Below are 23,891 nucleotides of genomic sequence, written 5' to 3'. Positions count from 1 at the left end.
CACCCCGCACCCCGCACACCGCACCCAGGACAAGGCAGTATCACCCCCGTGGCCGATCTCATCACCGTCGACGACCCCGACGACCCCCGCCTGCACGACTACACGGGCCTGACCGACGTGGAGCTGCGCCGTAGGCGCGAACCCGCCGAGGGCCTGTTCATCGCCGAGGGCGAGAAGGTCATCAGACGGGCCAGGGACGCCGGCTACGCGATGCGGTCCATGCTGCTGTCGGCCAGGTGGGTCGACGTCATGCGCGACGTCATCGACGAGGTCCCCGCCCCTGTCTACGTGGTCACCCCCGAACTCGCCGAACGGGTCACCGGCTACCACGTGCATCGCGGCGCCCTCGCCTCCATGCGGCGCACACCGCTGCCCACGGCGGCGGACCTGCTGCGCACCGCCCGCCGGGTCGTGGTCATGGAGTCGGTCAACGACCACACCAACACGGGGGCGATCTTCCGGTCGGCCGCCGCCCTCGGCATGGACGCCGTCCTGCTCTCACCGGACTGCGCCGACCCGCTGTACCGGCGCAGCGTCAAGGTCTCCATGGGCGCGGTCTTCTCCGTGCCCTACGCCCGTCTCGACACCTGGCCCAAGGACCTGGAGTCGGTCCGCGGGGCGGGCTTCACGCTCCTCGCCCTCACCCCCGACGAGAAGGCCCGGCCGCTCGACGAAGCGGCGCCCCACCGGATGGACCGGGTGGCGCTGATGCTGGGCGCCGAGGGCGACGGTCTGTCCCGGCAGGCCCTGATGGCGGCCGACGAGTGGGTGCGCATCCCGATGTCCCACGGCGTGGACAGCCTGAACGTGGGCGCGGCGGCCGCGGTCGCCTTCTACGCGGTGGCCGCCGAAAGGGCGCAGGGGTAGTACGGCCCGGCCTTGCCCGGTTGTTCGCCGCTCATCCGGCTGTCCGCCGATCCGGCACACCGGAGTGCCCGTTCCCGCTTCCGTTCGACGACTGGGTCATGCCGGCCGCCTGCCCCTGCTCGCTCCGTACGGTGCTCCCGTCGCCGCCGAGTCCACGCGCCGGGCCCTGGCAGCCCTGCACCAGGGCGATGCCGAGCGCGACCACCAGCGTGACCACGACGAAGACGAACAGGCGCTGCCTGAGCAGGCGCGGGTTGGCCGGGCGCAGACCGGTTCCCGTCGTCCTGGGGCCGCCCGGGCGCCGGGCACCCGTGCCCGGGCGTGTCGAGTTCCTGGACGCGGGCGTGGGGCGGGCGCCGGAACGGGACGGCGTACCGCCGCGTGCAGCGCCGCTGCGCGGTCCGCTGCCGCCCCGCGACGGCGGAACACCCCGGCTCCCGCGCCGGGGGGCCGAGCCGTTCCCGGCCGGGGTGGCACCACGGCCGGTGGACGCCCCGCGCGGCGGGGGAGTCCCCTGGCCGTCGCCCTGCGGCCCCGGGCGGCGACCCCGGCCGCGGTCCGCCGGGCGGTCGCGGTGCGGGTCCGGGTAGGTGTCGGCGAGGCGGCCGGCCGGCCGGTCCGTCTCGGCGCCGCGCGGTGCGGGCGGGTGGACGTCGGCGAGGCCCTGTGCCTCGCGCGCGGCGATCTCCTTGAGCCGCAGCGAGAGCTGGAGCGTGGTCGGGCGTTCCTCCGGGTCCTTCGCCAGACAGGCGCGGATCAGCGGCGCCAGGGCGTCCGGGACGCCGTGGAGCTGGGCCTCCTCGTGCACGACGCGGTACAGCATGACCTCGGAACTGCCGTGCCCGAAGGGCGAGTCGCCCATGGCGGTATAGGCGAGCGTGGCCCCCAGCGAGAACACGTCCGTGGCCGGCGTCACGGCGGCGCCGCGCACCTGCTCGGGGGCGAGGAAGCCGGGGGACCCGACCGCCGTGCCGACGTGCGTGAGTGTCGACGCGCCGGTCGCCCAGGCGATGCCGAAATCGATGATCCGCGGTCCCTTGGGGGACAGCAGGATGTTGGACGGTTTCAGGTCCCGGTGCACCACGCCGGCCTCGTGCACGGCGACCAGCCCCTCCGACAGCGCCGCACCGATGGCGGCGACCTCCGCCGCGCAGAGCGGCCCCTCGTCGGCGACCTTGTCGTGCAGCGACGGCCCGGGGACGTACTGCGTGGCGAACCACGGGCGGTCCGCCTCCAGGTCCGCGGCGACCAGACGGGCGGTACAGCCTCCGCGGATGCGGCGGGCGGCGGAGACCTCGCGTGCGAATCGGGAGCGGAACTCCTGGTCCTCCGCCAGGTCCGGCCGGATGACCTTCAGCGCGACCCGCTGCCCCTTCTTGTCGGAGCCCAGGTAGACCACGCCCATCCCGCCCGCGCCGAGCCGTCGGTGGAGCCTGAAAGAGCCGACGACGCGCGGGTCCTCGCGCCTCAGGCGCATCATCGCCATGTTCATCCCCGCTGCCCGGTCCTGTGACGTGCCACAGCTTACGTTTCCCCGGGCGTGTGCGCGCAGAGGCCGCGCCCTCTCTTCGGGCCGGATTGTCGCTGGCGGGCCGGAGAGTTGAGGGGGGATCAGGGGGTGCGGCCCGGGGCGGACCGGCCGGTGGACCGTGACCCCAACCGCCTGCCGAGCGCGGGCAATTGATCATGCGGCGGGGGGTCGCACGGCGAAGGGGACGCGGCGGCTGCCCCGCAGCGCGGTGAGGCGGGGGGTGCGGTGGGCGGGTGGGGAGCGGCGGCGCGGGGCGGGGGTGACGCGGGGCACGGGAAGTGACGGAAGTCACGCGCTGGGGGGACGGCCTGCGAGGTGCGAAGGCCGTCACTCGAAAGCGTCACCGCGGGCGGCCCTTCCGAGAAGACCCCGAGACCCAGGACCTCGTCTCCACCCAGGGGAGTACACCGCAGGTCATCGCTCATCCTCCGGGAGGCCCGGCAATCGGTACGAGGGCATGACGCCCCGGAGGCGCGGAACGCCTAGATTCGAGGTCAAGCGGCGGGTGCAGCACTCGTCCCCCGAGGTCGAACGCCCGCCGCTGCCAACGACAACAGAAACGGTCAGGAGAGGGACCATGGCCCACACGGCACCGCGGACGCTGGTCCGCATGCGGGAGCGCACGGCGGGCACCGCCGCGTTCCGGCCGCGCCGGGAGGGCCGTCGTCATCCGCTGGTGGCGACGCTCATGGCCCTTCCCCTGGCGGTCCTGCTCCTCCTCGTGTTCGACGGGTGGGAGACAGTGGCCACACAGGCGTCGTCCGTGGGCGAGATGCTGGGGCGCTGAGCGGCGACCCCAGGCCCGGAAGAGCGGTCCGGGCGGGGACATCCACCCATGAAACCCCGTGGGGACGGGGGTGCGGCGGACGGCACAGATGCCGGCGCAGCTGGGGAGCTGCGTCGGCATCGCCGTACCCGACGCGCATTCCTCGGCGCGCTGCGGTGGTGGTGAGCGTCCTCGTCCTGCCTGACCGGCCGCACCGGTGCCCGCCGCGAGCGCCGCGTACGCTCTCGGGACATGTCCGCCGGCCGGGGGAGAACCGTGACCGACCGAGAAGTCGTGCCCGAGCTGGCCGCCCGCGTGCGCGCCGTGGCCCACTCGCGCGGCTCGGCCTGTCCATGCGCCGCCGGGACGCTGGCCGACCGGGCCGACGGGGTCGTCGTGCGCCATGCGGACGTCGTGGGGAAGGCGCACGCCCCGGACGCCGACCGGGGCGAACTGGCCAGGCGGCTCGGTGTCGCCGCGGGGCTGCCCGAGGTGTTCCTGGCGCCGCTCGGCACCACGCCCGCCGAGCTGGGCGGGAGGCCGGTGACCTACTGGCCCTACGCCACTCCCGTGGACCCGGACGATCCAGATGCCGCTCCCTGGGAGGCCGCGGGCGAACTGCTGGCCCGGTTGCACCGCACGCCCGTCGTCGCGCCGCTGCCCGTGATGCGGGGGCCGGCCAAGGCGGCCCTGGCGGTCGCCCGGTTGCGGGCGGCCGGGGGACACGCCTCGGTCCTCGGCGCCTGGGAGGCGCTGCCCGCGTGGGCGCGGGGGGAGGCCCCGATGGGGGGCGGTGCGCTGTGTCATGGGGATCTTCATCTGGGGCAGCTGGTGCGGGCCTCCGGCTGGCGGTTGATAGACGTCGACGACCTGGGGGTGGGGATGCAGGCCTGGGATCTGGCGCGGCCTGCGTCCTGGTTCGCGTGCGGGCTGTTGCCGGGGGAGGAATGGGCGCGGTTCCTCGACGCCTACCGGGCCGCGGGCGGGCCGGCCGTTCCGGCCGGGGATCCGTGGGGGGTGCTGGACGTTCCGGCGCGGGCGCTGACCGTGCAGACCGCGGCCCGCATGGTGACCAGGGCCGTGCGCGAGGGGCGGGACCTGGACGAGGTGGAGCGGGCCGTGGTGGACGCCTGCGGGCGCATGGCAGCCGTCCGGGTGCAACCGTCCGGAGCCGGGCGGAGTCTGTGATGGCGATACGTGGAACGGACGAGGAGTTGAACCGATCATGCAGTGTCCCAAGTGCCGTGCGCCGATGCACACCTACAACCGCAACGGTGTCCAGATCGAGCAGTGCAGCGGGTGCCGGGGGATCTTCCTGGACTACGGCGAACTGGAGGCGCTGACCCGGCTGGAGTCGCAGTGGGCCCAGCCCGCCCCTCCGCCGCCCCCCGCGGCCCCGCAGGCGCCGGCCTGGGGTGCGCCGCACGCCGGGCACTACGGGCACCGCCGCCACAAGAGCTTCGGGCACATGCTGTTCTCGTCCTGAGAACGATCGAACCCCCGGCCGCCTGCGGCCGGGGGTTCGGTGCGTGGACGATACTGGGATTGAACCAGTGACCTCTTCCGTGTCAGGGAAGCGCTCTCCCGCTGAGCTAATCGTCCTCGGGACCACGATCACGCACTGGAGCGGATCATGGGCAGTGCGTGCGCGATACTGGGATTGAACCAGTGACCTCTTCCGTGTCAGGGAAGCGCTCTCCCGCTGAGCTAATCGCGCGGAGGATCCGAGGATCCAGTGGACGATACTGGGATTGAACCAGTGACCTCTTCCGTGTCAGGGAAGCGCTCTCCCGCTGAGCTAATCGTCCTTGGAGGTGGAGACGGGATTTGAACCCGTGTAGACGGCTTTGCAGGCCGTTGCCTCGCCTCTCGGCCACTCCACCAGGAGTGTAGGGGATCGGGATCCCCCCCTCTTCCTTCGAGCGGACGACGAGGCTCGAACTCGCGACCTCAACCTTGGCAAGGTTGCGCTCTACCAACTGAGCTACGTCCGCCTGTCGTTTCGGTCGGCTTGCGCGTCCCGGCGACGTGTTGAACTCTAGCGGATTCCGGGGCCAGCACAAAAACGCGTTTGTGCAGCGTGCTGCGCTGCGCCTGGTCAGGTACGCGGCCGGGGGCCGGGACGGGCCGCCGCAGGGGCGCCCGCCATAGACTCGACGCGTGCTCGACCTCCCACCTCTCGCCCGTTTCGGCAGCCGTCTCGCCACCGGACTCCTCGATGTGACGGACGACCCCGCGGCCCTCGACTCCCAGGGCTTCTGGGCCGTCTGCGCCGACTTCGAGGGCCGTCTGACCTGCGCCCGCTTCCGGGACGTGCGCGAGGCGCCGGTGCCGGCGGCGGCGCCGGGAGCCTGGGAGGGGCCGGCGGTCGGTGACTGGACGTCCTCGCTGGATCGCGCTTCGTACACGGCTGCCGTGCGGCGCATCCGTGAGCACATAGCCCGCGGTGAGGTGTACCAGGCCAATCTGTGCCGGGTGCTGTCCGCGCCGGTGCCGTCCGGTGCCGATGTGGAGGCGCTCACCGCCCTGCTGGCCCGGGGCAATCCCGCACCGTACGCCGGAACGATTCGGCTGCCGGAGCACGGTGTGGAGATCGCCACCGCCTCGCCCGAGTTGTTCCTCCGCCGCGGCGGGCGTGTCGTGGAGTCCGGGCCGATCAAGGGGACCGGGCGGACCGAGGCGGACCTCCTGGAGAAGGACTACGCCGAGAACGTCATGATCGTGGACCTGGTGCGCAACGACATCGGGCGGGTCTGCGACACCGGCAGCGTCACCGTGCCCGACCTGTGCGCGGTGGAGAAGCATCCGGGGCTGGTCCACCTGGTGTCGACGGTGCGCGGTGAGCTGCGCGAGGGGGCCGGCTGGCCCGAACTGCTGGACGCCGCCTTTCCTCCCGGCTCGGTCACCGGCGCGCCCAAGTCCAGCGCCCTGCGGATCATCGACGCCCTGGAGACCTCGCCCCGTGGCCCGTACTGCGGTGGCGTCGGCTGGGTCGACGCCGACCGGGGCACCGGCGAGCTGGCGGTGGGCATCCGCACCTTCTGGATCGACCGGGGGACGGGCGGTGCCGTGCTGCGCTTCGGCACCGGCGCCGGGATCACCTGGGGCTCCGATCCCGAGGGGGAGTGGCGGGAGACCGAACTGAAGGCTTCCCGGCTGCTCGCGGTAGCGTCGGGCACGTACGAGGTGAGTGAAGGGACCTGAGGTGAAGATCTGGCTCGACGGTGGGCTGCAGGACATGGAGTCCGCCCGCGTCTCCGTCTTCGACCACGGACTGACCGTGGGCGACGGCATCTTCGAGACGGTGAAGGCCGTGGACGGCCGTCCGTTCGCGCTCACCCGGCATCTCGACCGGCTGACCCGGTCGGCCCGCGGGCTCGGGCTGCCCGCCCCCGACCTCGACCACGTCCGCCGCGCCTGCGCCGCCGTCCTCGAGGCCAACCCCATGCCGCTCGGGCGGCTGCGGATCACCTACACCGGCGGTCACGGCCCGCTGGGCTCGGACCGGGGCGAGCACGGCCCGACGCTCGTGGTCGCCCTCGGCTCGACCGCCGGGCGCCCCGACTCCACCGCCGTCGTCACCGTGCCCTGGACGCGCAACGAGCGCGGCGCGCTGACCGGGCTGAAGACCACCTCGTACGCCGAGAACGTGGTCGCCCTCGCCCGTGCCCGCGAACAGGGCGCCTCCGAGGCGCTGTTCGGCAACACCGTCGGACATCTCTGCGAGGGCACCGGGTCGAACGTCTTCGTCGTCCTCGACGGCGAGATCCACACCCCGCCGCTCGCCTCCGGCTGCCTCGCCGGCATCACCCGCGCCCTGGCCGTGGAGTGGACCGGCTCCAAGGAAACCGACCTGCCCCTGGACGTCCTGCGGGAGGCCGAGGAGATCTTCCTCACCTCCACCCTGCGCGACGTGCAGGGCGTGCACCGTGTCGACGACCGCGAGCTTCCCGGCGCGCCCGGTCCGGTGACCGCCAAGGCCATGCGGATCTTCGACGAGCGGTCCGGGGCCGACCTCGATCCGTGAGCCGCCGGACAGCCGGCTGACCCGAGGCGTGCACGGAAAGCGGCGTCCGCGGGGCCCTCGGTCGGGGGTGGTGGCGGGCGCCGGGTGGTCGGGTAGAACTCACCTGATGACCACCACCCTGCGGCCGGTCGAGCCGCTTCAGCAGAACTCCGACGGGACGCGCTCGCGCCGCTTCCGGGTGTGCGTGAACAGCCGCCCCGTCGGGGAGATACACCTCGCCACGCATCCCCTCTTCGGCGATGCGGTGGCCCGGATCCTGCATCTGGGCATCGCGGAGCCCGACCGGCGGCGCGGCCGGGGGACGGTCGCCGCGCTCGCCGCGGAGGAAGTGGCGCGCGGCTGGGGCTGCCGCCGCATCGAGGTCACCGTCCCCGCCCCGGCCGTGGCCGCTCTCCGACTCGCCACGGCGCTCGGCTACGTCCTGCGCAACCGCAGCATGGAGAAGGCCCTCGGGGACGCCCCGCCCGCCCTGCCGGAGGGCACCCGGGCGCGGCCGATGACCGAGGAGGAGTTCGGGCCCTGGCTGGACCGGGGCAAGGAGGCCCACGCGCGCGACTGGATCGAGCGCGGCGTGCCCGAGGCCGAGGCGTGGGCCAAGTCGGAGCGCGACCACGCCGCCCTGCTGCCCCAGGGACGCGCCACCCCGGGCATGCTTGTCAGCGTCCTCGAGCACGAGGGCACTCCGGTGGGCACGCTGTGGCTCGCGGTGCGGGACGCGCGGGGCTACGTCTTCGACGTGGCGACCCACGCCGCCCACCGCGGCCGGGGACACGGACGCTCGCTCATGCTGATCGCCGAAGCCCAGTCGGCCGCCGCGGGCAAGCGGGACCTCGGCCTCAACGTGTTCGCCGGCAATACCCCGGCCGAGCGGCTCTACGCGTCACTCGGCTACCGGACGGTGGAGTGCTCGATGTACAAGCCGCTCCTGTAGCGGCCGGGGCCGCCCGGTCAGTCGTCCCGGCCGGCCAGCAGGCGGTCGGCGATCTCCTCGATGCGCTCCCGCAGGCCCTCCTGGCTCTTGCCGCCGTCGAGGCGCTCGCCCCCGATGACGTACGTCGGGGTGCCGGTCACGCCGATCGCCTTGCCCTCGGCCTGGTCCGCGTCCACGATCAGGATGTGCCGTCCGTCGATCAGCGCGGTGTCGAACTCCTCGGCGTCCAGCCCCAGTTCGCGGGCCACCTCGACCAGGAGGGGTTCCCCCTGACGGCCCAGTTCCTCGGCCCGGCCGAGAACGGCCTCCACGTACTCCCATCCCCTGCCCTGCACGAGCGCCTCCTCGGCGGCCTGGGCGGCGGCGAAGGAGTGCTTGTGCTTCTCCAGCGGGAAGTGCCGCAGCCGGAGTTCCAGCCGGTCGCCGTAGCGGGCCCGCAGGGCGCGCAGGTCGTCGAGCGCGGTACGGCAGTCCGGGCACTGGAGCTCGCACCACACGTCGAGGACGGGGGCGGCGGGACGGACGGGGGAGGAGTCGCTCATGACCACAGTCTCCCAGCCCCGGCGCGGTCCCCCGAACACACCTCGCGCACTCGCGTCCCGGGGCGGGTCCGGGACGTGTCCGGCGCACGATGCGGGCTGTACGCCGATGCCGGCACCTGCGGAGGAGCCGACCCGGAGATGTCCCTGATGTCCGGGTCGGAGCATGGCCCGGCGGGCGCCGGGAGGTGCAGGATGGAGGGGGACGAAGTGCCCGCCCTCGACCGAATCCTGCCTGGAGGACCGGATGATTGCCGAGACCGTCTGCTCCGCCGTCTCCGCGGCGGGTCTGGGTATCGCGGTGGTCACCGCCTACCGCAAACGCTTCCTCGCCGCCGCCCGCATCGCCGCCTACTCGCTCGTGCCCGTCGGCCTGGTCATGACCGGCGTCGTCCAATGGCTGGCCGACACGGCGTTCAGCCCGACGGCCTGGGCGGGGTTCGGGGTGCTGGGGCTGTCCCTGGTGCTGTTCATGACCACGCGTGCCGTGGAGCGCAGGCGCGGCGGCACCCGCAAGGAGCGCAGGGCGGCCCGGGCGGCGGCGCAGCAGGAGGCGGTGGCCCCGGCCGCCTCGGCGCCCTCCCTGGGACAGGGCTCCGGCCCGGCCACCCGCCCGGCCGCGCGGCCCACGCGCGCGACGCAGGGGGACGACGACTTCAGCGACATCGAGGCCATCCTCAAGAAACACGGCATATGACACCGCCGGACCCCCCGCGACCGCGTCCGGCGTGCTGAATCGTCAGAGGCGATCCGGTATGGACCGTAAGTGATCACCACCGGAACCGGGGAAAGCGCAATCTGCGGAGTGTCGCTCTCCGGATGAGCGCCGATCGCGTCGAACCCGCTCGATGCGTCATCATGCGCGCGAGATGCTGGACACGACACAGAGCGAGGCCGCGCCGCCGCAGGACGAGCCGCGCGGATGCCTCTTCGCCCTATCCCAGCCACCGCTGCTGATCTTCTTGGCGGTGATCGGGTGTCTGCTGCTCACGGCTGCCCTGCACGACCTGCTCTGGCTGTGAGCCGTACGCGCGGTCCCGGCGCCACCCGTCGGGACCGCGTCGGCTCGGCACCGCCGGCCTCCCAGCGGTCGTCGCGGCGGGCGGGCGCTTGCGGCGTCAGCCCGCGGCCTCCTTGCGGCGCGCCCGGTACGCGGCGACGTGCAGGCGATTTCCGCAGGTGCGGCTGTCGCAGTAGCGCCGCGAGCGGTTGCGCGACAGGTCGACGAAGGCGTGCCGGCAGTCCGGGGCCTCACAGCGCCGCAGCCGCTCCTGCTCCCCGGCGACCACGAAGAACGCCAGCGCCATCCCGCAGTCGGCGGCCAGGTGGTCGGCCACGGAGGCGCCGGGTGCGAAGTAGTGCACGTGCCAGTCGTAGCCGTCATGGTCCGTGAGACGGGGCGTGGTGCCTGCCGCTGCGATCAACTCGTTGATCAGCCCGGCGGCGGTGCGGCTGTCGGGCGCCGCGAAGACCGCCGCGAACCGGCCGCGCAGCTTGCGCACCGCCGACAGGTCGAAATCCGAGAGCACGCCGACATCGCTGACCTTGTGGTTGCGCACGAAGTCCTCGAGGGACGCGACGTCCGGCAGTCCGTCCGGTGCCGAGTCGTCCTCCGGCGCGGTGTTCACCAGATCCACCACGGTGTCGAGGGCGCACCGGGTGTCGTGGGTGATCAGCACGATTCGCTCCCTGGCCTGGGGGTCGGGCGGGCGCCCGTGGATGCTGGCCGATGGTAGTGGCTCCGGTGAGCCCCGCACCGCCCCCGCTCCGCACATGGCTTCGAATAGAACGCCGGAAGGCCCTGGAGCGTTCCCGGCGCAGGGCGCCGCGCTCTGCGGGGCCGCTTTCCGGACGGGCGACGCGGGCCCGGCTGCCCGGACAGGCGACGCGGACCCGACACAGGCCCGGCGGAGGAAGCGGCCGGGGTGGCGTGCGGTGGCCGGTCGGGCTCCGGCGGGGCGCGGTGGACAGTGCTGCCGAGGACGGAGCCGGGGCGGGCGGACGCTTGGCCGCGGTCGCTCTTCGGCCGGCGACCGCCTGCCAGGTGGGGAGAACTTCCGGTTGTGACCGGAGCCGCGCGGGTTTCGATCACCCACGGTGATGTGTGGTGCCGGAGGGGCACCCCGTGCGGCTCGCACACCGGCCGGTCCGTGGCGTGCCGGTCGGCGCCGCGGCCCGCCGCAACACAACGGCGCCGACGCCGCGGAAACCCGCGGCGGTCGGCGCCGGTGCGTGCCGTGTACGGCTGTCCGGGCCCGAGCCGTCTCCCCGAGTCGACGGCGCCGGGCGGCTTGTGGGGTCTCGCCTAGCTCTCTGCCAGGATGTGCGAGAGCTCCTGATCGAGATCGAAGTGCCGGTGCTCCGTGCCGGGGGGCACGGCGGCGTCGGTGCGCTTCAGGAAGGACTCCAGGGCCCGCGCCGGGGCCTCGAGCAGGGCCTCGCCCTCCGGAGAGCTCAGGGCGATGCAGACGACGCCCTGGCCGTGACTGCGCGACGGCCAGACACGGACGTCGCCGGTGCCGGTGGGGCGGTGAAGTCCCTCGGCGAGGAGGTCGCGGGCGAACACCCACTCGACGGTTTCCTCGGCTCCGGTGTGGAAGGTGGCGTGCACGGCGTAGGGGTCGGCCGTGTCGTACCGCAGGCCTGCGGGGACAGGCAGGGAGGACTCGCTCGACACAACGAGGCGCAGGTGCAGCTCGCAGCTGACCGTGGTGTTCATAAGCGCCAGGGCCTTTCGCTCAGTGTGCGCTCGGGGATTCGCACGTCGGCGAAATCGACATGCCACCTACGGTGCCGTTGTAAACCCCTCTGAGTGTTTTGCGGGCGTTTACGTAACTCTTCCGGCCGAGAGATCGTTCGCGACCTGCGCCCATTCCGGTGACCGGAATGTCTCCGGTAGTGTTTGGCCGTATGAACACGGGGAGTAACAAGCCTGGCGAAGCCGCCGTGGCGGCCGACATGGCGAAGGCGGCCGACGTGGCGAAGGCGGACGGGGTGCGGGACGAGCGGGCGCTCGGTTCGAGGGCGCCGGAATTCATCAAGGCGCGGCGCGCCCTGCACCTCAGCTGGCAGGTGGGAGTCTTCATCATCGGCCTCGCGGTCGTGGTGGCCGGCGTCATCATGCTGCCGCTGCCCGGACCGGGCTGGGTCGTGATATTCGGGGGCATGGCGATCTGGGCGACCGAGTTCGTCTGGGCCCAGTTGGTGCTGCGCTGGACCAAGCGCAAGGTCACCGAGGCGGCCCAGCGGGCCTTGGACCCAAAGGTCCGGCGACGCAACATCATCCTGACCACGGTCGGTGTCGTCATCGTGGCCGTGCTCGCGGGGATCTACCTGTGGAAGTTCGGCTTCGAGATGCCCTGGAAGATCAAGGACCAGTGATCCGCGCAGGGGGTGTCATGGCTCGGCCGGCCCTGGTCACGGGCACCCCCTGACATGGGGTAATGTTCTTCCTGCGTCCGGGCGATTAGCTCAGTGGGAGAGCGCTTCGTTCACACCGAAGAGGTCACTGGTTCGAACCCAGTATCGCCCACCGGATCACAGGCGGCCCGGCTCACCACTGGTGAGCCGGGCCGCCTCGTCGTGTGCGAGGGGTGACCGTGCCGTGAGGCTCCGCACGGAGGCCGGATCCTCCGCTTGCCGCCCGGCTTCATCCAACCGTGACCTTCCGCGGCTCCCGCCCCGGCGGGCCCACAGCCGTTCGGCCGGTCGCTCACGCACCTCCACGTGGGCGTTCCCGCCCTCGCCCGTCGACAGCGGGCGGAGTGTCCGGCGGCGCCGAGCGGTCCGCGCGGCCATCAATTCCTGTCCGAATCGTCGACGTGGTCCTAGGGCCTCCGCACCTTGTGTCGGCAAGCGCTTGCTCGACATGATTCATGCGCGGGTGCGACGGCGCCGGGGAGGCGCGCTGCACCAGAGCGGGGGTGCCGGAGGGGCGGGCCGTGAGGCGGACGATCCTCGAAGCGGCTGGGGCTTCGCCGGCCGTCGCGGGGCTCGGCGCGCCACGGCGAGCGCGTGCGGTGGGGCAGCGGCTCGGGAGAGGGGAAGGTGACGATCCGTTACTCCTGGGGGATGCCGAGGATCGGGCCCAGCGGAACAACAGGACGATCGGGCTCTTCGGGAAGAAGACCCGAAGACTCAAGGTCAAGACCGACTTACAGCCGTACCTCGACTTCTGGAAGAAGTTCAACACCCGGTCCCCGGGCGGGAATCCGCCGGGCGTCTTCCAGAATGCCATCGGATTCCTGCGCGAATACGATGCGAAGAATGTAGTGCTCGACCTGAACGAGCAGGTCGAGGCGGGCCATCCTCCATGGAGGGACTTCGTGCGGGCCTCGAGAAGTTCGGTGAGATGGACAGCAGGCTCCTCGGCGTGCCGGTCGGTTCGGACTCGATGGCCCCCGGTCGACGACAACCCGTCCACACCCGGGCCGGCGTCAAGGCCGAACCGGGGCGGACAATCGAACCGGGGTGGACCTGGGGCGACTTCGACGGGGCGATGAGGAGGATCAGCGACCGGACCGGCCGGGCCGGCGACAGTGGGATGTACGGCGTCATGTACCCCTACGACCTGTACCTGCGTCAGAACAGCAAGGCCTTTTCACCGAGACCGGTCTCGGATTCGCCGGGTCGGACCTGACCGAGTGGTGGACGAAGGCGGAGAAGGGCGTGAGGTCCGGGCTGTTCGCCGACCCGGAGAAGGACGACACCGCGCTCTGCGGCCTCGCCGCCGCCGAGAACCTGGCGCTGCTCGGGGACCGGATGCCGTGAGGCGCACGCCAAGCGCGGGCGGGCACACTCGGTGCATGGACTGGAACCATTACCGATTCCGCAGTCTGTGGAGCCTGACCGCGCCGGTGCCGGCGGTGTACCGGGCGCTGGAGCGCATCGAGGACTATCCCGGCTGGTGGCCGCAGGTGCGGGAGGTCACCCGCGTCGACGACACCCGAGGACTCGTCCGCATCCGCTCGCTCCTCCCGTTCGACCTGGTCACGGCCATGAAGGAGGGGCTTCGCGACCCCGCGGCCGGGATACTGGAGGCGGGCCTGTCCGGGGACGTCGAGGGTTGGGCGCGCTGGACGATCAGCCGCCGCGGGGACGGCGGCAGCCTCGCCCGCTACGACCAGGAGGTCGACGTGCGCAGACCGCTGCTCAGGCGGCTCGCCGTGCCGGGACGACCCCTCTTCCACCTCAACCACACGCTGATGATGCGGGCCGGGCGGCGCGGACTGGCCGCCCACCTGGAAGCGGTTTGAAGGAAGCGTCCCGGCACCTGTATTGTTCAGTGCGTTCCCGGGCGATTAGCTCAGTGGGAGAGCGCTTCGTTCACACCGAAGAGGTCACTGGTTCGAACCCAGTATCGCCCACGGCCGAGAGCGACGTGTTTCCGCATCTGCGCGGACCGCGTCGCTCTCTTCGTGTGTCCCGCGGGCTGCGCCCCGCGTCGGAGTCGTCTCCGGCCTCCACGGCACGGCTCAGGCCGCCGCCGGCAGGTCCGGGCGCAGGGGCCAGGCCGGGTCCACCGACTCCTCCGTACCGCTGCGCGCGAACCACGCCTGGAGTCCCCGGGCCTGCGCCGCGTGCCACACCGCCTGGAGCGTGTGCAGCTCACCCGGGGACAGCCGCTCCAGCCGGGACGCGAAGCGCCGCCCGACCGCCCGGGTCACCTCCAGCGCGGCCACCGCGTCCGCCGCCGCGTCGTGCGCCCCCTCCAGCGGGACGCCGTAGTGCTCGCACAGGTCGGTGAGCGTGCGGCGGCCCTTGCGGTAGCGGTCCAGGTGCTTGTCGAGGACCCACGGGTCCAGTACCAGCAGCGGCGTCCGCTCGAACCACCGGTTCAGCGACGAGGCGCGGTGACGGCGCAACTCCCGGTCCAGCAGAGTGAGATCGAACGGCGCGTTCATCACCACCAGCGGGCGGCCCACCCCGGCCTGCTCGGCCAGCGCCTCGGCCACCTCGTACATCACCGGCGCCGGCCAGCGGCCGTTGCGCTGGAGGTGCTCCTCCGTCAGCCCGTGCACCCGTGTAGCCGCGGCGGGCACCGGAACCCCCGGGTTCACCAGCCAGCGGCTGACCCGCGGCCGGGTGCCCGGAGCGTCCTGGACGACGACGGCGGCCGACACGATCCGGTCGGTCTCGACGTCCACGCCCGTCGTCTCCGTGTCGAAAGCGGCCAGCGGCCCTTCGTACCAGCACGTCATACCCAACAACCCCTCGCTCACCACCGGCAGTTGACGCGCCGTCCACTGCCCGACCGGTTGATACCCGGGCTGTTTGGGCCGTACGCCGGAAGGAGACAACAGGAGTACGGGTACGCGCAGTTCAGCGGCCCGCAGCGGGACACACCTGTTCTGGAAGGCTGTTGGTCATGGCCATGGTGCAGCCCGAACGGGGCGGGCTGCTGCCCGAGCGCACGGCTCCCTCCCGAGGCACTCTCGCCACCACCGCCTGCATGGAGACCTTGCAGGTCGGCTACCTGCACGCGGTCGCGGCGGCCGCGGGCTGCTCACTGTCCCAGCCCTTTCCGGACAACGGCATCGACTGGCACGTCAGCCACAGCGCACCGGGGCACACGGTCGACGACGAGGTCACCATCAAGGTCCAGCTGAAGGCCACCTACCAGGTGGCGCCCCACCCGCCGGGCCCCTCCTTCTCGTTCACGCTGGACAACGCGCACCTGGCCAAGCTGGCCCGCACCCCGGTCTCGGTGCACAAGATCCTCGTCGTCATGCTCGTCCCGCGCTCGCAGGGCGACTGGCTGCGCGCCGGCCACGACCGGCTCGACCTCCGGCACTGCTGCTACTGGACCAACCTGGCCGGGCACCCGGTCACCGGTCGGCGCCGCACCACCGTGCGGATCCCGACCGCCCGCATCTTCGACGACCGGGCGCTGTGCGAGATCATGACGCGGGTCGGGACGGGAGGGAAACCATGACGCACCGCCCGATCGGCGGACCACTGCGGCCGGTACGCCCGCACCCCGCCGAGGGCTCCGGCGCACGGGCCCTCGAGCCCGCCGAGGTCGACCCGGCCGTCCTGGGCGCCCTGCTGCACCGCCACGGCTGGCAGCGGCGCGGCGGCGCTCCCGGACGCTACGGCCGCTGGACCCCGCCCGGACCGGGCGCGGGCGGCACCAGCCTGCTGGTGCCGGAGAGCCGTGCCTTCCCCGACAGCGACGACCTGCTCGCCGAGGCCCTGCAGGCCCTGTCCCGCAGCGCCACCCCCTCCGCCCGCGAGGTGCTCGCCTCGCTCACCGTGCCCAGCGACGAGATCCGCTGGTGGCGCGACACACCGGCCGGGCCCGGCGGCACCGCCGCCTGGACCGCGGAGGAGCAGCTGCGCACCGCCGCCCGCCGCACCCTGCTCGCCGCCGCGCTCGCCACCCGAGCCCGGGCCGGCTACCACGGCACCCGGCACCGCCGCCCGGCCGCCGCCACGCTGGACGACATCCTGGTCGGCCCCGCCCACGGCGGTCGCCGGCTGACCGCCTTCGCGCCCGTCGCCACCGCCCGCCCCCTCGCCGTACGCCTCCACCAGGCCCTGCACGCCGCGCGGGAGGCTGTCGACTACCGGCGCGCCACCGGCGGCATGGACGCGTTCGACGGGGCCGTCGAAGCGGGCGTCAGCCACGAACTGACCGAGGCCCTCGTCACCCTCGTGCGGGGCAGTGAGGGCGCCCGGATCGCCGTCGCATGGGCCCCGGCGGCCGGCGTGCCGGAAGGCTGCGCCGCCGGCGCCGAACCCGTCGAGTTCTCGCCCGGCGACCTCCCCGCCCTGCGCGAGGCCGGCGCCCGCTATCGGCACCGGGAGCCGTCCGTACCGGTGCGGATCACCGGCGTGGTGGTCCGAATGCGCCGGTCCGGCCCGCGCGGCGAGGGCACCGTACGGCTGCGCGTGCTGGCCGGCGCAGAGGTCGGGTACGTGCGGATCACGCTCGGCGAGGAGCAGTACCGCATCGCCGGGCACGCGCACCTCGTCGGGGTGCCCGTACGGGTGCGCGGGCTCCTGGAGAGCCGGGGCGGCTTCCGCCGGCTGACGGGGGTCGGGGAGGTCGTACCGGTGCAGGTCGACGAGGCCGAGCGGGACCGGCTGATGAAGTCGCTCCAGGAGCACGTGGAGGCGGCGGCCTTCTTCGGCGAGGCCTGCGGGCCCGACTTCGGGGACTGACCGGGCCCGTGGGCACGGTCCGCACCGGGTCCGTCCTGGACCCCCGAGGGCCGATTTCGCCCAGGGCGGTCACGGGTCGGTACGATCGCACCCATGCGTGCGCTCCGGTATGGCGCCGCGACCACACCCTTCAGTCAGGAGAGACCGGTGTCAGACGTCCGTGTGATCATCCAACGCGATTCCGAGCGGGAAGAACGCGTGGTGACGACGGGCACTACGGCCGCCGAGCTCTTCGCCGGCGAGCGCTCGGTCATCGCCGCGCGCGTGGCCGGCGAGCTCAAGGACCTCTCCTACGAGGTCGGGGACGGCGAGACCGTCGAGGGAGTGGACATCTCCTCCGAGGACGGCCTCAACATCCTGCGCCACTCCACCGCGCACGTCATGGCCCAGGCCGTGCAGGAACTGTTCCCCGAGGCCAAGCTGGGCATCGGACCGCCCGTCCGGGACGGCTTCTACTACGACTTCGATGTGGAGAAGCCGTTCACGCCCGAGGATCTCAAGGCCATCGAGAAGAAGATGCAGGAGATCCAGAAGCGGGGGCAGCGCTTCTCCCGCCGCGTGGTGACCGACGAGGCCGCCCGCGAGGAGCTCGCCGACGAGCCGTACAAGCTGGAGCTGATCGGCCTCAAGGGCTCCGCCTCCAGCGACGACGGCGCGGACGTCGAGGTCGGTGCCGGTGAGCTGACCATCTACGACAACCTGGACGCCAGGTCCGGAGAGCTGTGCTGGAAGGACCTCTGCCGCGGTCCCCACCTGCCCACCACCCGGAACATCCCGGCGTTCAAGCTGATGCGCAACGCCGCCGCCTACTGGCGCGGCAGCGAGAAGAACCCGATGCTCCAGCGCATCTACGGCACCGCCTGGCCGTCCAAGGACGAGCTCAAGGCCCACCTGGAGTTCCTGGCCGAGGCCGAGAAGCGCGACCACCGCAAGCTCGGCGCCGAGCTCGACCTGTTCTCCATCCCGGAGCAGATCGGTTCCGGCCTCGCCGTCTTCCACCCCAGGGGCGGCGTCGTCCGCCGGGTCATGGAGGACTACTCGCGGCGCCGTCACGAGGAGGAGGGCTACGAGTTCGTCTACACCCCGCACGCGACGAAGGGGAAGCTCTTCGAGACCTCGGGCCACCTGGACTGGTACGCCGACGGCATGTACCCGCCCATGCAGCTCGACGAGGGCGTGGACTACTACCTCAAGCCCATGAACTGCCCGATGCACAACCTGATCTTCGACGCGCGCGGCCGCTCCTACCGCGAACTGCCGCTGCGCCTGTTCGAGTTCGGGACCGTGTACCGGTACGAGAAGTCGGGCGTCGTACACGGCCTGACCCGGGCCCGCGGCTTCACCCAGGACGACGCGCACATCTACTGCACCCGTGAGCAGATGTCCGAGGAGCTCGACAAGACCCTCACCTTCGTCCTCAACCTGCTGCGCGACTACGGTCTGACCGACTTCTACCTGGAGCTGTCCACCAAGGACCCGGAGAAGTTCGTCGGTTCGGACGAGGCGTGGGAGGAGGCCACCGAGACGCTGCGCCGGGTCGCCGAGAAGCAGGGCCTGCCGCTGGTCCCGGACCCGGGCGGCGCCGCCTTCTACGGTCCTAAGATCTCCGTCCAGGCCAAGGACGCCATCGGCCGCACCTGGCAGATGTCGACCATCCAGCTCGACTTCAACCTGCCCGAGCGCTTCGACCTGGAGTACACCGCCGCCGACGGCTCCAAGACCCGCCCGGTCATGATCCACCGTGCACTCTTCGGCTCCATCGAGCGCTTCTTCGCCGTGCTGCTCGAGCACTACGCGGGCGCCTTCCCGGCGTGGCTGGCGCCGGTGCAGGCGGTCGGCATCCCGGTGGGCGACGCGCACGTGGAGTACCTGGAGAAGTTCGCCGCGCAGGCCCGCAAGCGGGGGCTGCGCATCGAGGTCGACTCCTCCTCGGACCGCATGCAGAAGAAGATCCGGACGGCGCAGAAGCAGAAGGTCCCCTTCATGATCATCGTCGGCGACGACGACATGAACGCGGGCTCGGTCTCCTTCCGCTACCGCGACGGCTCCCAGGAGAATGGCATCCCCGCCGACGAGGCGATCGACAAGATCGTGAAGGTCGTCGAGGACCGGGCGCAGGTCTGACACGCGCACGTGGGGCCCCCGGGAGCGAGCCCGGGGGCCTTTCCCGTGGCTGCGGGCGACGCCATATGCTGCACGCATGACGAGTGAGCCGGAGCAGCAGTTGGGAGTGGGCACGCAGGACGCGTTCCAGCGTCTGTGGACGCCCCACCGGATGGCCTACATCCAGGGCGAGAACAAGCCGACCGGCCCCGGGGCCGACGACGGCTGCCCCTTCTGCTCGATCCCGGCCACGTCCGACGAGGACGGGCTGGTCGTCCGGCGTGGCGAGCGGGTCTACGCGGTGCTCAACCTCTACCCGTACAACGGCGGCCACCTGATGACCGTGCCGTACCGCCACGTCGCCGACTACACCGACCTCACCGCCGAGGAGACCGCGGAGCTCGCGGAGCTGACCAAGCAGGCGATGACCGCGCTGCGCGTCGCGTCCGGGGCGCACGGGTTCAACATCGGCATGAACCAGGGCACGGTCGCGGGCGCCGGCATCGCCGCGCACCTGCACCAGCACATCGTGCCGCGCTGGGGCGGGGACACGAACTTCATGCCGGTGGTCGGTCACACCAGGGTGCTGCCGCAGTTGCTGGCCGACACCCGCAAGATGCTCGCGGAGGCGTGGCCGGCCGGCTGAGCCCGGCGGGCCGTCGCCCGGACGGCCCTCGGGCGTGCCCCCACACCCGGCCGCGCTCGCGCGGGGTGAGGCCGGGGGCGGCCCCCTCACGGCGGCCGAACGACCGCCCGCGGTCCTCCCGGCGTCACGCGTCGTAGAGGTCCGCCTTCTTGGGCGCCGCGTCCTGCACCGCCGTGCTGAGGAACGACGAGCGTGCACCGAACTTCTCCGTGTCCACGCCGTTCTCCGCCAGGACCTTGATCGCCGCCTGGTGCACCACCCGCAGCACGGGCGTCGCCGCCCGCAGCGCGTCGTCGGCCATGAATCGGTGCCGCCACGGCTTGTCGGCCCAGGCATGCCGCAGGCCGAACGGCTCGGGCAGCGTCAGGCTGCCGCCCAGCCAGTACAGCAGCGGCGGGTACCAGGTCAGCGGAGCCCGCGCGGCCAGGCGCACCACCTCGTCGGTGTCGACCAGGGGGAGCTTCACCTTGCGGGTCTCCCAGAACCTGATCGACTTCTGGACCTCCTTCTCCTTGGCCGCCGGCTTGGTGGTGAACAGGGAGTGCACCGGCCCCAGCGCGTGCCCGGTGACCTCGATGCGCAGCGTCTCGTGCAGCACCGTCACCGTGATCAGCATGGTGATGACCAACTGGCCGTCCCACAGGGTCCACTGGACGCCCAGATAGTGCCGGTCGCCCGCGCTGAACTGCTGCTTGTTGCAGATGTCCTGTATGGCGTGCGGCTTGATCCGGTACGCCTCGACGTCCGTGCCGTCGGGCCGGGTCACCGCCGTGGCGTTCTCGCCGATCGGCGTGACGATCCAGTGCTGTATCGACGGTTTGGGGAATCCGCCGGTGTGCAGCGGGCCGCGCTCCAGCATGCGCAGCCGGTCGTGGATGGCCTTGATGACGTCCCAGCTGCGGAAGGGGTGGATCTCCCGGTCCCGGTCGGCCGGTACCAGTTCCTCGGCGAGTGTCCAGCTGCCCCAGCGGGTGCCCATGCCGAGTATGCCCTTGGGCCCGGCGTAGAAGACGCTGTTGGACTGCTGCTCGGCGCTGAGCCGGGCCAGGGACTGGCGCAGTTGTTCGGCCGCGGTCTCGCCGGGGCTGCTCGGCACCGCCTCCGGCACCTTGGCACCCACGCTGCCGCCGGAGAGCAGGCTGTCCCAGCGCTCCCTGAGGTCCGTCGCGGTGCGCTCGCAGATTCGCTTCGCCCAGAACCAGCCCACCACCGGGGCGATCACCGCCGCACGCGCGTACCACCCCCAGAAGCCGCCGAACGGCATGCGGATCAGGAAGATCACCGCGAGGGCGCCCATCGCCACGAGGAGCGTGGTGGCCAGCGCCCCGGCCCGCTTGTCCTCGCGCTTGACGATCGTGGTGCGGATCTGGAAGACCAGCAGCCACACCACGAGCCCGGGCAGGAACAGCAGCCCGCACAGGACCATGACGGCGCTCAGCCAGTTGTCGCGCTCCCGGCGGATGCGGTGGGCCGCCAGCGCGTGTTCCACCACCACCTGTGGCTGGGTGCCGAACGACTGGATCAGCGGCGCGCGGCCGGCGCCCAGCATCCGGTCGATGATCGCCCGGGAGAACGCCTCGCCCAGGTTGGGCCGGAACAGCGCGATCCTGGGCTTGCCGACGGCGGACTTGTGCCACTCGGTGTTGGCCTTGAGTATCTCCTCGGCCTCGTTGTCCCGATAGGCGGCGGAGGCCAGCGCGAACGTCGGCGTCTGCCCCTCGTCGCCCATGCGCGGCACCTGCGGACCGAAGAAGTCCGCATAACCGCTCTCAACGGTCATTCCCGCCCCCGATCGCCGCGACTGTCGTCATGCGGCCTTCCCGACTTCCTTGCTGCGCACACCTGTTGATCAGTTCTTCAGCGTATCCCCAGCCGTCGGCATCCGTCGGCGGACGGCCCAAGCCGCCCGCCGAGAGGGAGTGAGGCATCGCGGAGGCGTGTTCCGGCAGGGTGGGTGCGCGGGCGCCCGCGGACCGTCCGCGCGGGCGCCCGGCGCCGACTAGGAGGCGCTGCGCGCCTCCTCGCGCACCCGCTCGGCGATCTGCGGCGGCATCGGCTCGTGCCGTGCGTAGCGGCGGCTGAAGCGCGCGGTGCCGTGGGAGAGCGAGCGCAGGTCGATGGCGTACCGGCCGATCTCGATCTCGGGCACCTCGGCCTTGACGAGCGTGCGCCCGCCGGGTGCCTGCTCGGTTCCGACGACCCGGCCGCGCCGGCCGGACAGGTCGCTCATCACCGCGCCCACGTAGTCGTCACCGACCAGTACGCTCACCTCGGCCACCGGTTCCAGCAGGTGGATCTTCGCATCGGCCGCGGCCTCCCGCAGGGCCAGCGCGCCCGCCGTCTGGAACGCGGCGTCGGAGGAGTCCACCGAGTGGGCCTTGCCGTCCAGCAGCGTCACCCGGACGTCGATCAGCGGATGGCCCGCGGCAACTCCCTTGGCGGCCTGGGCCCGCACGCCCTTCTCCACGGAGGGGATGAACTGCCGCGGCACGGCGCCGCCGACCACCTTGTCCACGAACTCGATGCCCGAACCGCCCGGCAGTGGCTCCACCTCGATCTCGCAGATGGCGAACTGCCCGTGGCCGCCGGACTGTTTGACGTGCCGCCCGCGCCCGGACGCCCTGCCGCCGAACGTCTCCCGCAGCGAGACCTTGTGCGGTACGACGTCGACCTGGACGCCGTAACGGCTGCGCAGCCGTTCCAGGGCCACGTCCGCGTGGGCCTCGCCCAGGCACCACAGGACCACCTGGTGGGTGTCCTGGTTCTGTTCCAGCCGCATCGTCGGGTCCTCGGCGACCAGCCGGGCCAGCCCCTGCGAGAGCTTGTCCTCGTCGGGTTTGCTGTGCGCCTGGATGGCGAGCGGCAGCAGCGGGTCGGGCATCTCCCACGGCTCCATCAGCAGCGGGTCGTCCTTGGCGGACAGGGTGTCCCCGGTCTCCGCGCGGCCGAGCTTGGCCACGCACGCCAGATCGCCCGCGATGACGTGCGACACCGGGCGCTGGAGCTTGCCGAACGGCGTGGACAGGGCACCGATCCGCTCGTCGACGTCGTGGTCCTCGTGGCCCCGGTCGGCCAGGCCGTGCCCGGAGACGTGGACCGTCTGGTCGGCGCGCAGGGTCCCGGAGAACACCCGCACCAGCGAGAGCCTTCCGACGTACGGGTCCGAGGAGGTCTTCACGACCTCGGCGACCAAGGGGGCGTCGGGGTCACAGGGCTCCAGCTCGCGCGGCCTGCCGTCGACGGTGGTCACGCGCGGGGCGCCGTGCTCCAGCGGCGTCGGGAAACCCCGGGTGATCAGCTCCAGCAGCTCGACCGTGCCGAGGCCCTGTCGGGCGCCGTCGGCCGCGGGGGCGGCGGCCAGGACGGGGTGGAAGACGCCGCGCGCGACCGCCCGCTCCAGGTCCTCGATCAGCGTCTTGACGTCGACCCGCTCGCCGCCGAGGTAGCGGTCCATGAGGGTTTCGTCCTCGCTCTCGGAGATGATCCCCTCGATGAGCCGGTTGCGGGCCTCCTCGAGCAGCGGCAGCTGGTCCTCGCCGGGCTCGGACTCCTTGCGCTCGCCGGTCGAGTAGTCGAACAGCTTCTGCGACAGCAGGCCGACCAGCCCGGTCACGGGCGCGTGCCCGTCGGGCCCCTGGGGGCCGTGCAGCGGCAGGTACAGCGGCAGGACGGCGTCGGGGTCGTCCCCGCCGAACGTCTCCGCGCAGATCCGCGTCATCTCCTCGAAGTCCGCCCGGGCGGCCTCCAGACGGGTGACGACGATGGCGCGCGGCATGCCGACGGCCGCGCACTCGTCCCACACCATGCGGGTCGAGCCGTCCACGCCGTCGGAGGCCGAGACGACGAAAAGGGCCGCGTCCGCCGCTCGCAGACCGGCCCTGAGCTCACCGACGAAGTCGGCGTATCCGGGGGTGTCCAGTAGGTTGATCTTGATGCCGTCCCATTCGACGGGCACCAGGGAGAGCTGTACCGAGCGCTGCTGCCGGTGCTCGATCTCGTCGTAGTCGGAGACGGTCCCGCCGTCCTCCACGCGGCCCGCCCGGTTGACCGCTCCCGCGGTCAGCGCGAGAGCCTCCACCAGAGTCGTCTTGCCCGATCCGGAGTGGCCGACCAGCACCACATTCCGTACGGACGCGGGGTGGTCGGCCGCCTGTGCCCTGCCGGCGGCTCCGGGGTGTGTGTGCGCCTTGTCGCCCATGGTCCTGCCTCCCGTGCACGGTGAGGTCACTGTGGGCGCGGACACGCGGAGCCCCGCGTGCGGTGCGGCTCCGGCGACGCCCGCGGTTCTTCGAGCTTTCCACTCCCGTCACGGTGC

At 72.2% G+C, this 23,891-nt stretch carries 22 protein-coding genes, 7 tRNA genes and 1 pseudogene; 18 read left to right on the top strand and 12 right to left on the bottom strand.

Annotation, left to right across the window (positions count from 1 at the left end):
- Window positions 1–48: 48 nt before the first annotated feature.
- On the top strand, window positions 49–867 hold the full coding sequence (locus ACFYOV_RS21775) for a TrmH family RNA methyltransferase (RefSeq protein WP_389089876.1): 819 nt from the start codon (window positions 49–51) through the stop codon (window positions 865–867).
- Window positions 868–898: 31 nt separating this feature from the next.
- Here ACFYOV_RS21775 and ACFYOV_RS21770 read toward each other — a convergent pair whose 3' ends face one another.
- Window positions 899–2,359, bottom strand: coding sequence for a protein kinase (locus tag ACFYOV_RS21770; protein ID WP_389089874.1), 1,461 nt, complete (start codon window positions 2,357–2,359; stop codon window positions 899–901).
- Between the two features lie 616 nt (window positions 2,360–2,975).
- Here ACFYOV_RS21770 and ACFYOV_RS21765 point away from each other — a divergent pair.
- The 3 genes from ACFYOV_RS21765 to ACFYOV_RS21755 all read left to right on the top strand — a co-directional run bounded on the left by ACFYOV_RS21765 (window position 2,976) and on the right by ACFYOV_RS21755 (window position 4,650).
- On the top strand, window positions 2,976–3,185 hold the full coding sequence (locus ACFYOV_RS21765; RefSeq protein WP_389089873.1) for a hypothetical protein: 210 nt from the start codon (window positions 2,976–2,978) through the stop codon (window positions 3,183–3,185).
- Between the two features lie 255 nt (window positions 3,186–3,440).
- Complete coding sequence (locus tag ACFYOV_RS21760) at window positions 3,441–4,352, top strand: aminoglycoside phosphotransferase family protein (protein WP_389089871.1); 912 nt, start codon at window positions 3,441–3,443, stop codon at window positions 4,350–4,352.
- Window positions 4,353–4,389: 37 nt separating this feature from the next.
- Window positions 4,390–4,650 carry a zf-TFIIB domain-containing protein gene (locus tag ACFYOV_RS21755; RefSeq protein ID WP_389089870.1) on the top strand — a complete coding sequence of 87 codons (261 nt, stop codon included), beginning with the start codon at window positions 4,390–4,392 and terminating at the stop codon, window positions 4,648–4,650.
- A gap of 44 nt (window positions 4,651–4,694) precedes the next feature.
- Here the strand turns inward: ACFYOV_RS21755 and ACFYOV_RS21750 are convergent.
- From ACFYOV_RS21750 to ACFYOV_RS21730, 5 genes are all read right to left on the bottom strand, one after another.
- Window positions 4,695–4,766, bottom strand: a tRNA-Val gene (locus ACFYOV_RS21750).
- A gap of 43 nt (window positions 4,767–4,809) precedes the next feature.
- Window positions 4,810–4,881 (bottom strand) — tRNA-Val (locus ACFYOV_RS21745).
- Window positions 4,882–4,900: 19 nt separating this feature from the next.
- A tRNA-Val gene (locus tag ACFYOV_RS21740) sits at window positions 4,901–4,972 on the bottom strand.
- A 1-nt stretch (window position 4,973) separates the two neighbouring features.
- Window positions 4,974–5,047: transfer RNA gene (locus tag ACFYOV_RS21735), tRNA-Cys, on the bottom strand.
- Window positions 5,048–5,085: 38 nt separating this feature from the next.
- A tRNA-Gly gene (locus ACFYOV_RS21730) sits at window positions 5,086–5,158 on the bottom strand.
- 166 nt (window positions 5,159–5,324) lie between these two features.
- On the opposite strand from ACFYOV_RS21730, the gene ACFYOV_RS21725 reads away from it, so the two are divergent.
- The 3 genes from ACFYOV_RS21725 (at window position 5,325) to ACFYOV_RS21715 (ending at window position 8,122) form a co-directional block, all read left to right on the top strand.
- Window positions 5,325–6,368, top strand: coding sequence for a chorismate-binding protein (locus ACFYOV_RS21725; protein WP_389089868.1), 1,044 nt, complete (start codon window positions 5,325–5,327; stop codon window positions 6,366–6,368).
- Between the two features lies 1 nt (window position 6,369).
- Complete coding sequence (locus ACFYOV_RS21720; protein WP_389089867.1) at window positions 6,370–7,191, top strand: aminotransferase class IV; 822 nt, start codon at window positions 6,370–6,372, stop codon at window positions 7,189–7,191.
- 106 nt (window positions 7,192–7,297) lie between these two features.
- Window positions 7,298–8,122 (top strand): GNAT family N-acetyltransferase, encoded by an 825-nt coding sequence (locus ACFYOV_RS21715; protein ID WP_389089865.1) that lies wholly within the window; start codon window positions 7,298–7,300, stop codon window positions 8,120–8,122.
- Window positions 8,123–8,139: 17 nt separating this feature from the next.
- Here the strand turns inward: ACFYOV_RS21715 and ACFYOV_RS21710 are convergent, their stop codons facing one another.
- On the bottom strand, window positions 8,140–8,664 hold the full coding sequence (locus ACFYOV_RS21710; RefSeq protein ID WP_389089864.1) for a DsbA family protein: 525 nt from the start codon (window positions 8,662–8,664) through the stop codon (window positions 8,140–8,142).
- 244 nt (window positions 8,665–8,908) lie between these two features.
- On the opposite strand from ACFYOV_RS21710, the gene ACFYOV_RS21705 reads away from it, so the two are divergent.
- Together ACFYOV_RS21705 and ACFYOV_RS21700 are read left to right on the top strand one after the other, a co-directional pair.
- Entirely contained in the window at window positions 8,909–9,358 is a 450-nt protein-coding gene (locus tag ACFYOV_RS21705; protein ID WP_389089863.1) for a hypothetical protein, read from the top strand.
- Between the two features lie 172 nt (window positions 9,359–9,530).
- On the top strand, window positions 9,531–9,683 hold the full coding sequence (locus tag ACFYOV_RS21700) for a hypothetical protein (protein WP_389089861.1): 153 nt from the start codon (window positions 9,531–9,533) through the stop codon (window positions 9,681–9,683).
- Between the two features lie 96 nt (window positions 9,684–9,779).
- Here the strand turns inward: ACFYOV_RS21700 and ACFYOV_RS21695 are convergent, their stop codons facing one another.
- Both ACFYOV_RS21695 and ACFYOV_RS21690 read right to left on the bottom strand, forming a co-directional pair.
- Window positions 9,780–10,340 carry a CGNR zinc finger domain-containing protein gene (locus tag ACFYOV_RS21695; RefSeq protein WP_389089860.1) on the bottom strand — a complete coding sequence of 187 codons (561 nt, stop codon included), beginning with the start codon at window positions 10,338–10,340 and terminating at the stop codon, window positions 9,780–9,782.
- 626 nt (window positions 10,341–10,966) lie between these two features.
- Window positions 10,967–11,380 (bottom strand): SsgA family sporulation/cell division regulator, encoded by a 414-nt coding sequence (locus ACFYOV_RS21690; protein WP_004002642.1) that lies wholly within the window; start codon window positions 11,378–11,380, stop codon window positions 10,967–10,969.
- Between the two features lie 191 nt (window positions 11,381–11,571).
- On the opposite strand from ACFYOV_RS21690, the gene ACFYOV_RS21685 reads away from it, so the two are divergent.
- The 5 genes and pseudogenes from ACFYOV_RS21685 (at window position 11,572) to ACFYOV_RS21665 (ending at window position 14,027) form a co-directional block, all read left to right on the top strand.
- Complete coding sequence (locus tag ACFYOV_RS21685) at window positions 11,572–12,042, top strand: TIGR02611 family protein (RefSeq protein WP_389089859.1); 471 nt, start codon at window positions 11,572–11,574, stop codon at window positions 12,040–12,042.
- Window positions 12,043–12,121: 79 nt separating this feature from the next.
- Window positions 12,122–12,193: transfer RNA gene (locus ACFYOV_RS21680), tRNA-Val, on the top strand.
- A gap of 343 nt (window positions 12,194–12,536) precedes the next feature.
- Window positions 12,537–13,362, top strand: a pseudogene (locus ACFYOV_RS21675) (ABC transporter substrate-binding protein); the annotation flags it as partial.
- Window positions 13,363–13,466: 104 nt separating this feature from the next.
- Entirely contained in the window at window positions 13,467–13,916 is a 450-nt protein-coding gene (locus ACFYOV_RS21670) for an SRPBCC family protein (protein ID WP_389089857.1), read from the top strand.
- Window positions 13,917–13,955: 39 nt separating this feature from the next.
- Window positions 13,956–14,027 (top strand) — tRNA-Val (locus tag ACFYOV_RS21665).
- Window positions 14,028–14,135: 108 nt separating this feature from the next.
- On the opposite strand, the gene ACFYOV_RS21660 is transcribed toward ACFYOV_RS21665, so the two are convergent.
- Window positions 14,136–14,861 carry a 3'-5' exonuclease gene (locus tag ACFYOV_RS21660; RefSeq protein WP_389089855.1) on the bottom strand — a complete coding sequence of 242 codons (726 nt, stop codon included), beginning with the start codon at window positions 14,859–14,861 and terminating at the stop codon, window positions 14,136–14,138.
- Between the two features lie 167 nt (window positions 14,862–15,028).
- Between ACFYOV_RS21660 and ACFYOV_RS21655 the strand changes: the two genes are divergently transcribed.
- The 4 genes from ACFYOV_RS21655 (at window position 15,029) to ACFYOV_RS21640 (ending at window position 19,576) form a co-directional block, all read left to right on the top strand.
- Window positions 15,029–15,595: a DUF4365 domain-containing protein gene (locus ACFYOV_RS21655; protein ID WP_389089854.1), complete on the top strand. Its 567-nt coding sequence runs from the start codon at window positions 15,029–15,031 to the stop codon at window positions 15,593–15,595.
- The gene (locus ACFYOV_RS21650; RefSeq protein WP_389089852.1) at window positions 15,592–16,827 is read left to right on the top strand and encodes a hypothetical protein; all 1,236 of its coding nucleotides are present in this window, start codon (window positions 15,592–15,594) and stop codon (window positions 16,825–16,827) included. The genes ACFYOV_RS21655 and ACFYOV_RS21650 overlap by 4 nt, the downstream gene beginning before the upstream one ends.
- Window positions 16,828–16,974: 147 nt before the next feature.
- Entirely contained in the window at window positions 16,975–18,951 is a 1,977-nt protein-coding gene (gene thrS, locus ACFYOV_RS21645; protein ID WP_389089851.1) for a threonine--tRNA ligase, read from the top strand.
- A gap of 76 nt (window positions 18,952–19,027) precedes the next feature.
- On the top strand, window positions 19,028–19,576 hold the full coding sequence (locus tag ACFYOV_RS21640) for an HIT family protein (protein ID WP_389089849.1): 549 nt from the start codon (window positions 19,028–19,030) through the stop codon (window positions 19,574–19,576).
- A gap of 124 nt (window positions 19,577–19,700) precedes the next feature.
- Here the strand turns inward: ACFYOV_RS21640 and ACFYOV_RS21635 are convergent, their stop codons facing one another.
- Both ACFYOV_RS21635 and ACFYOV_RS21630 read right to left on the bottom strand, forming a co-directional pair.
- Entirely contained in the window at window positions 19,701–21,356 is a 1,656-nt protein-coding gene (locus ACFYOV_RS21635; RefSeq protein ID WP_389089848.1) for a hypothetical protein, read from the bottom strand.
- A 219-nt stretch (window positions 21,357–21,575) separates the two neighbouring features.
- Window positions 21,576–23,774 carry an elongation factor G-like protein EF-G2 gene (locus ACFYOV_RS21630; RefSeq protein WP_389089846.1) on the bottom strand — a complete coding sequence of 733 codons (2,199 nt, stop codon included), beginning with the start codon at window positions 23,772–23,774 and terminating at the stop codon, window positions 21,576–21,578.
- Between the last annotated feature and the right edge of the window lie 117 nt (window positions 23,775–23,891).

Origin of the sequence: Streptomyces sp. NPDC005931 (assembly GCF_042871235.1) — a bacterium.
GTDB lineage: Bacteria > Actinomycetota > Actinomycetes > Streptomycetales > Streptomycetaceae > Streptomyces.
Note: the sequence above shows the minus strand (reverse complement) of the source record. Positions and strands in the feature narration are given on the sequence as shown.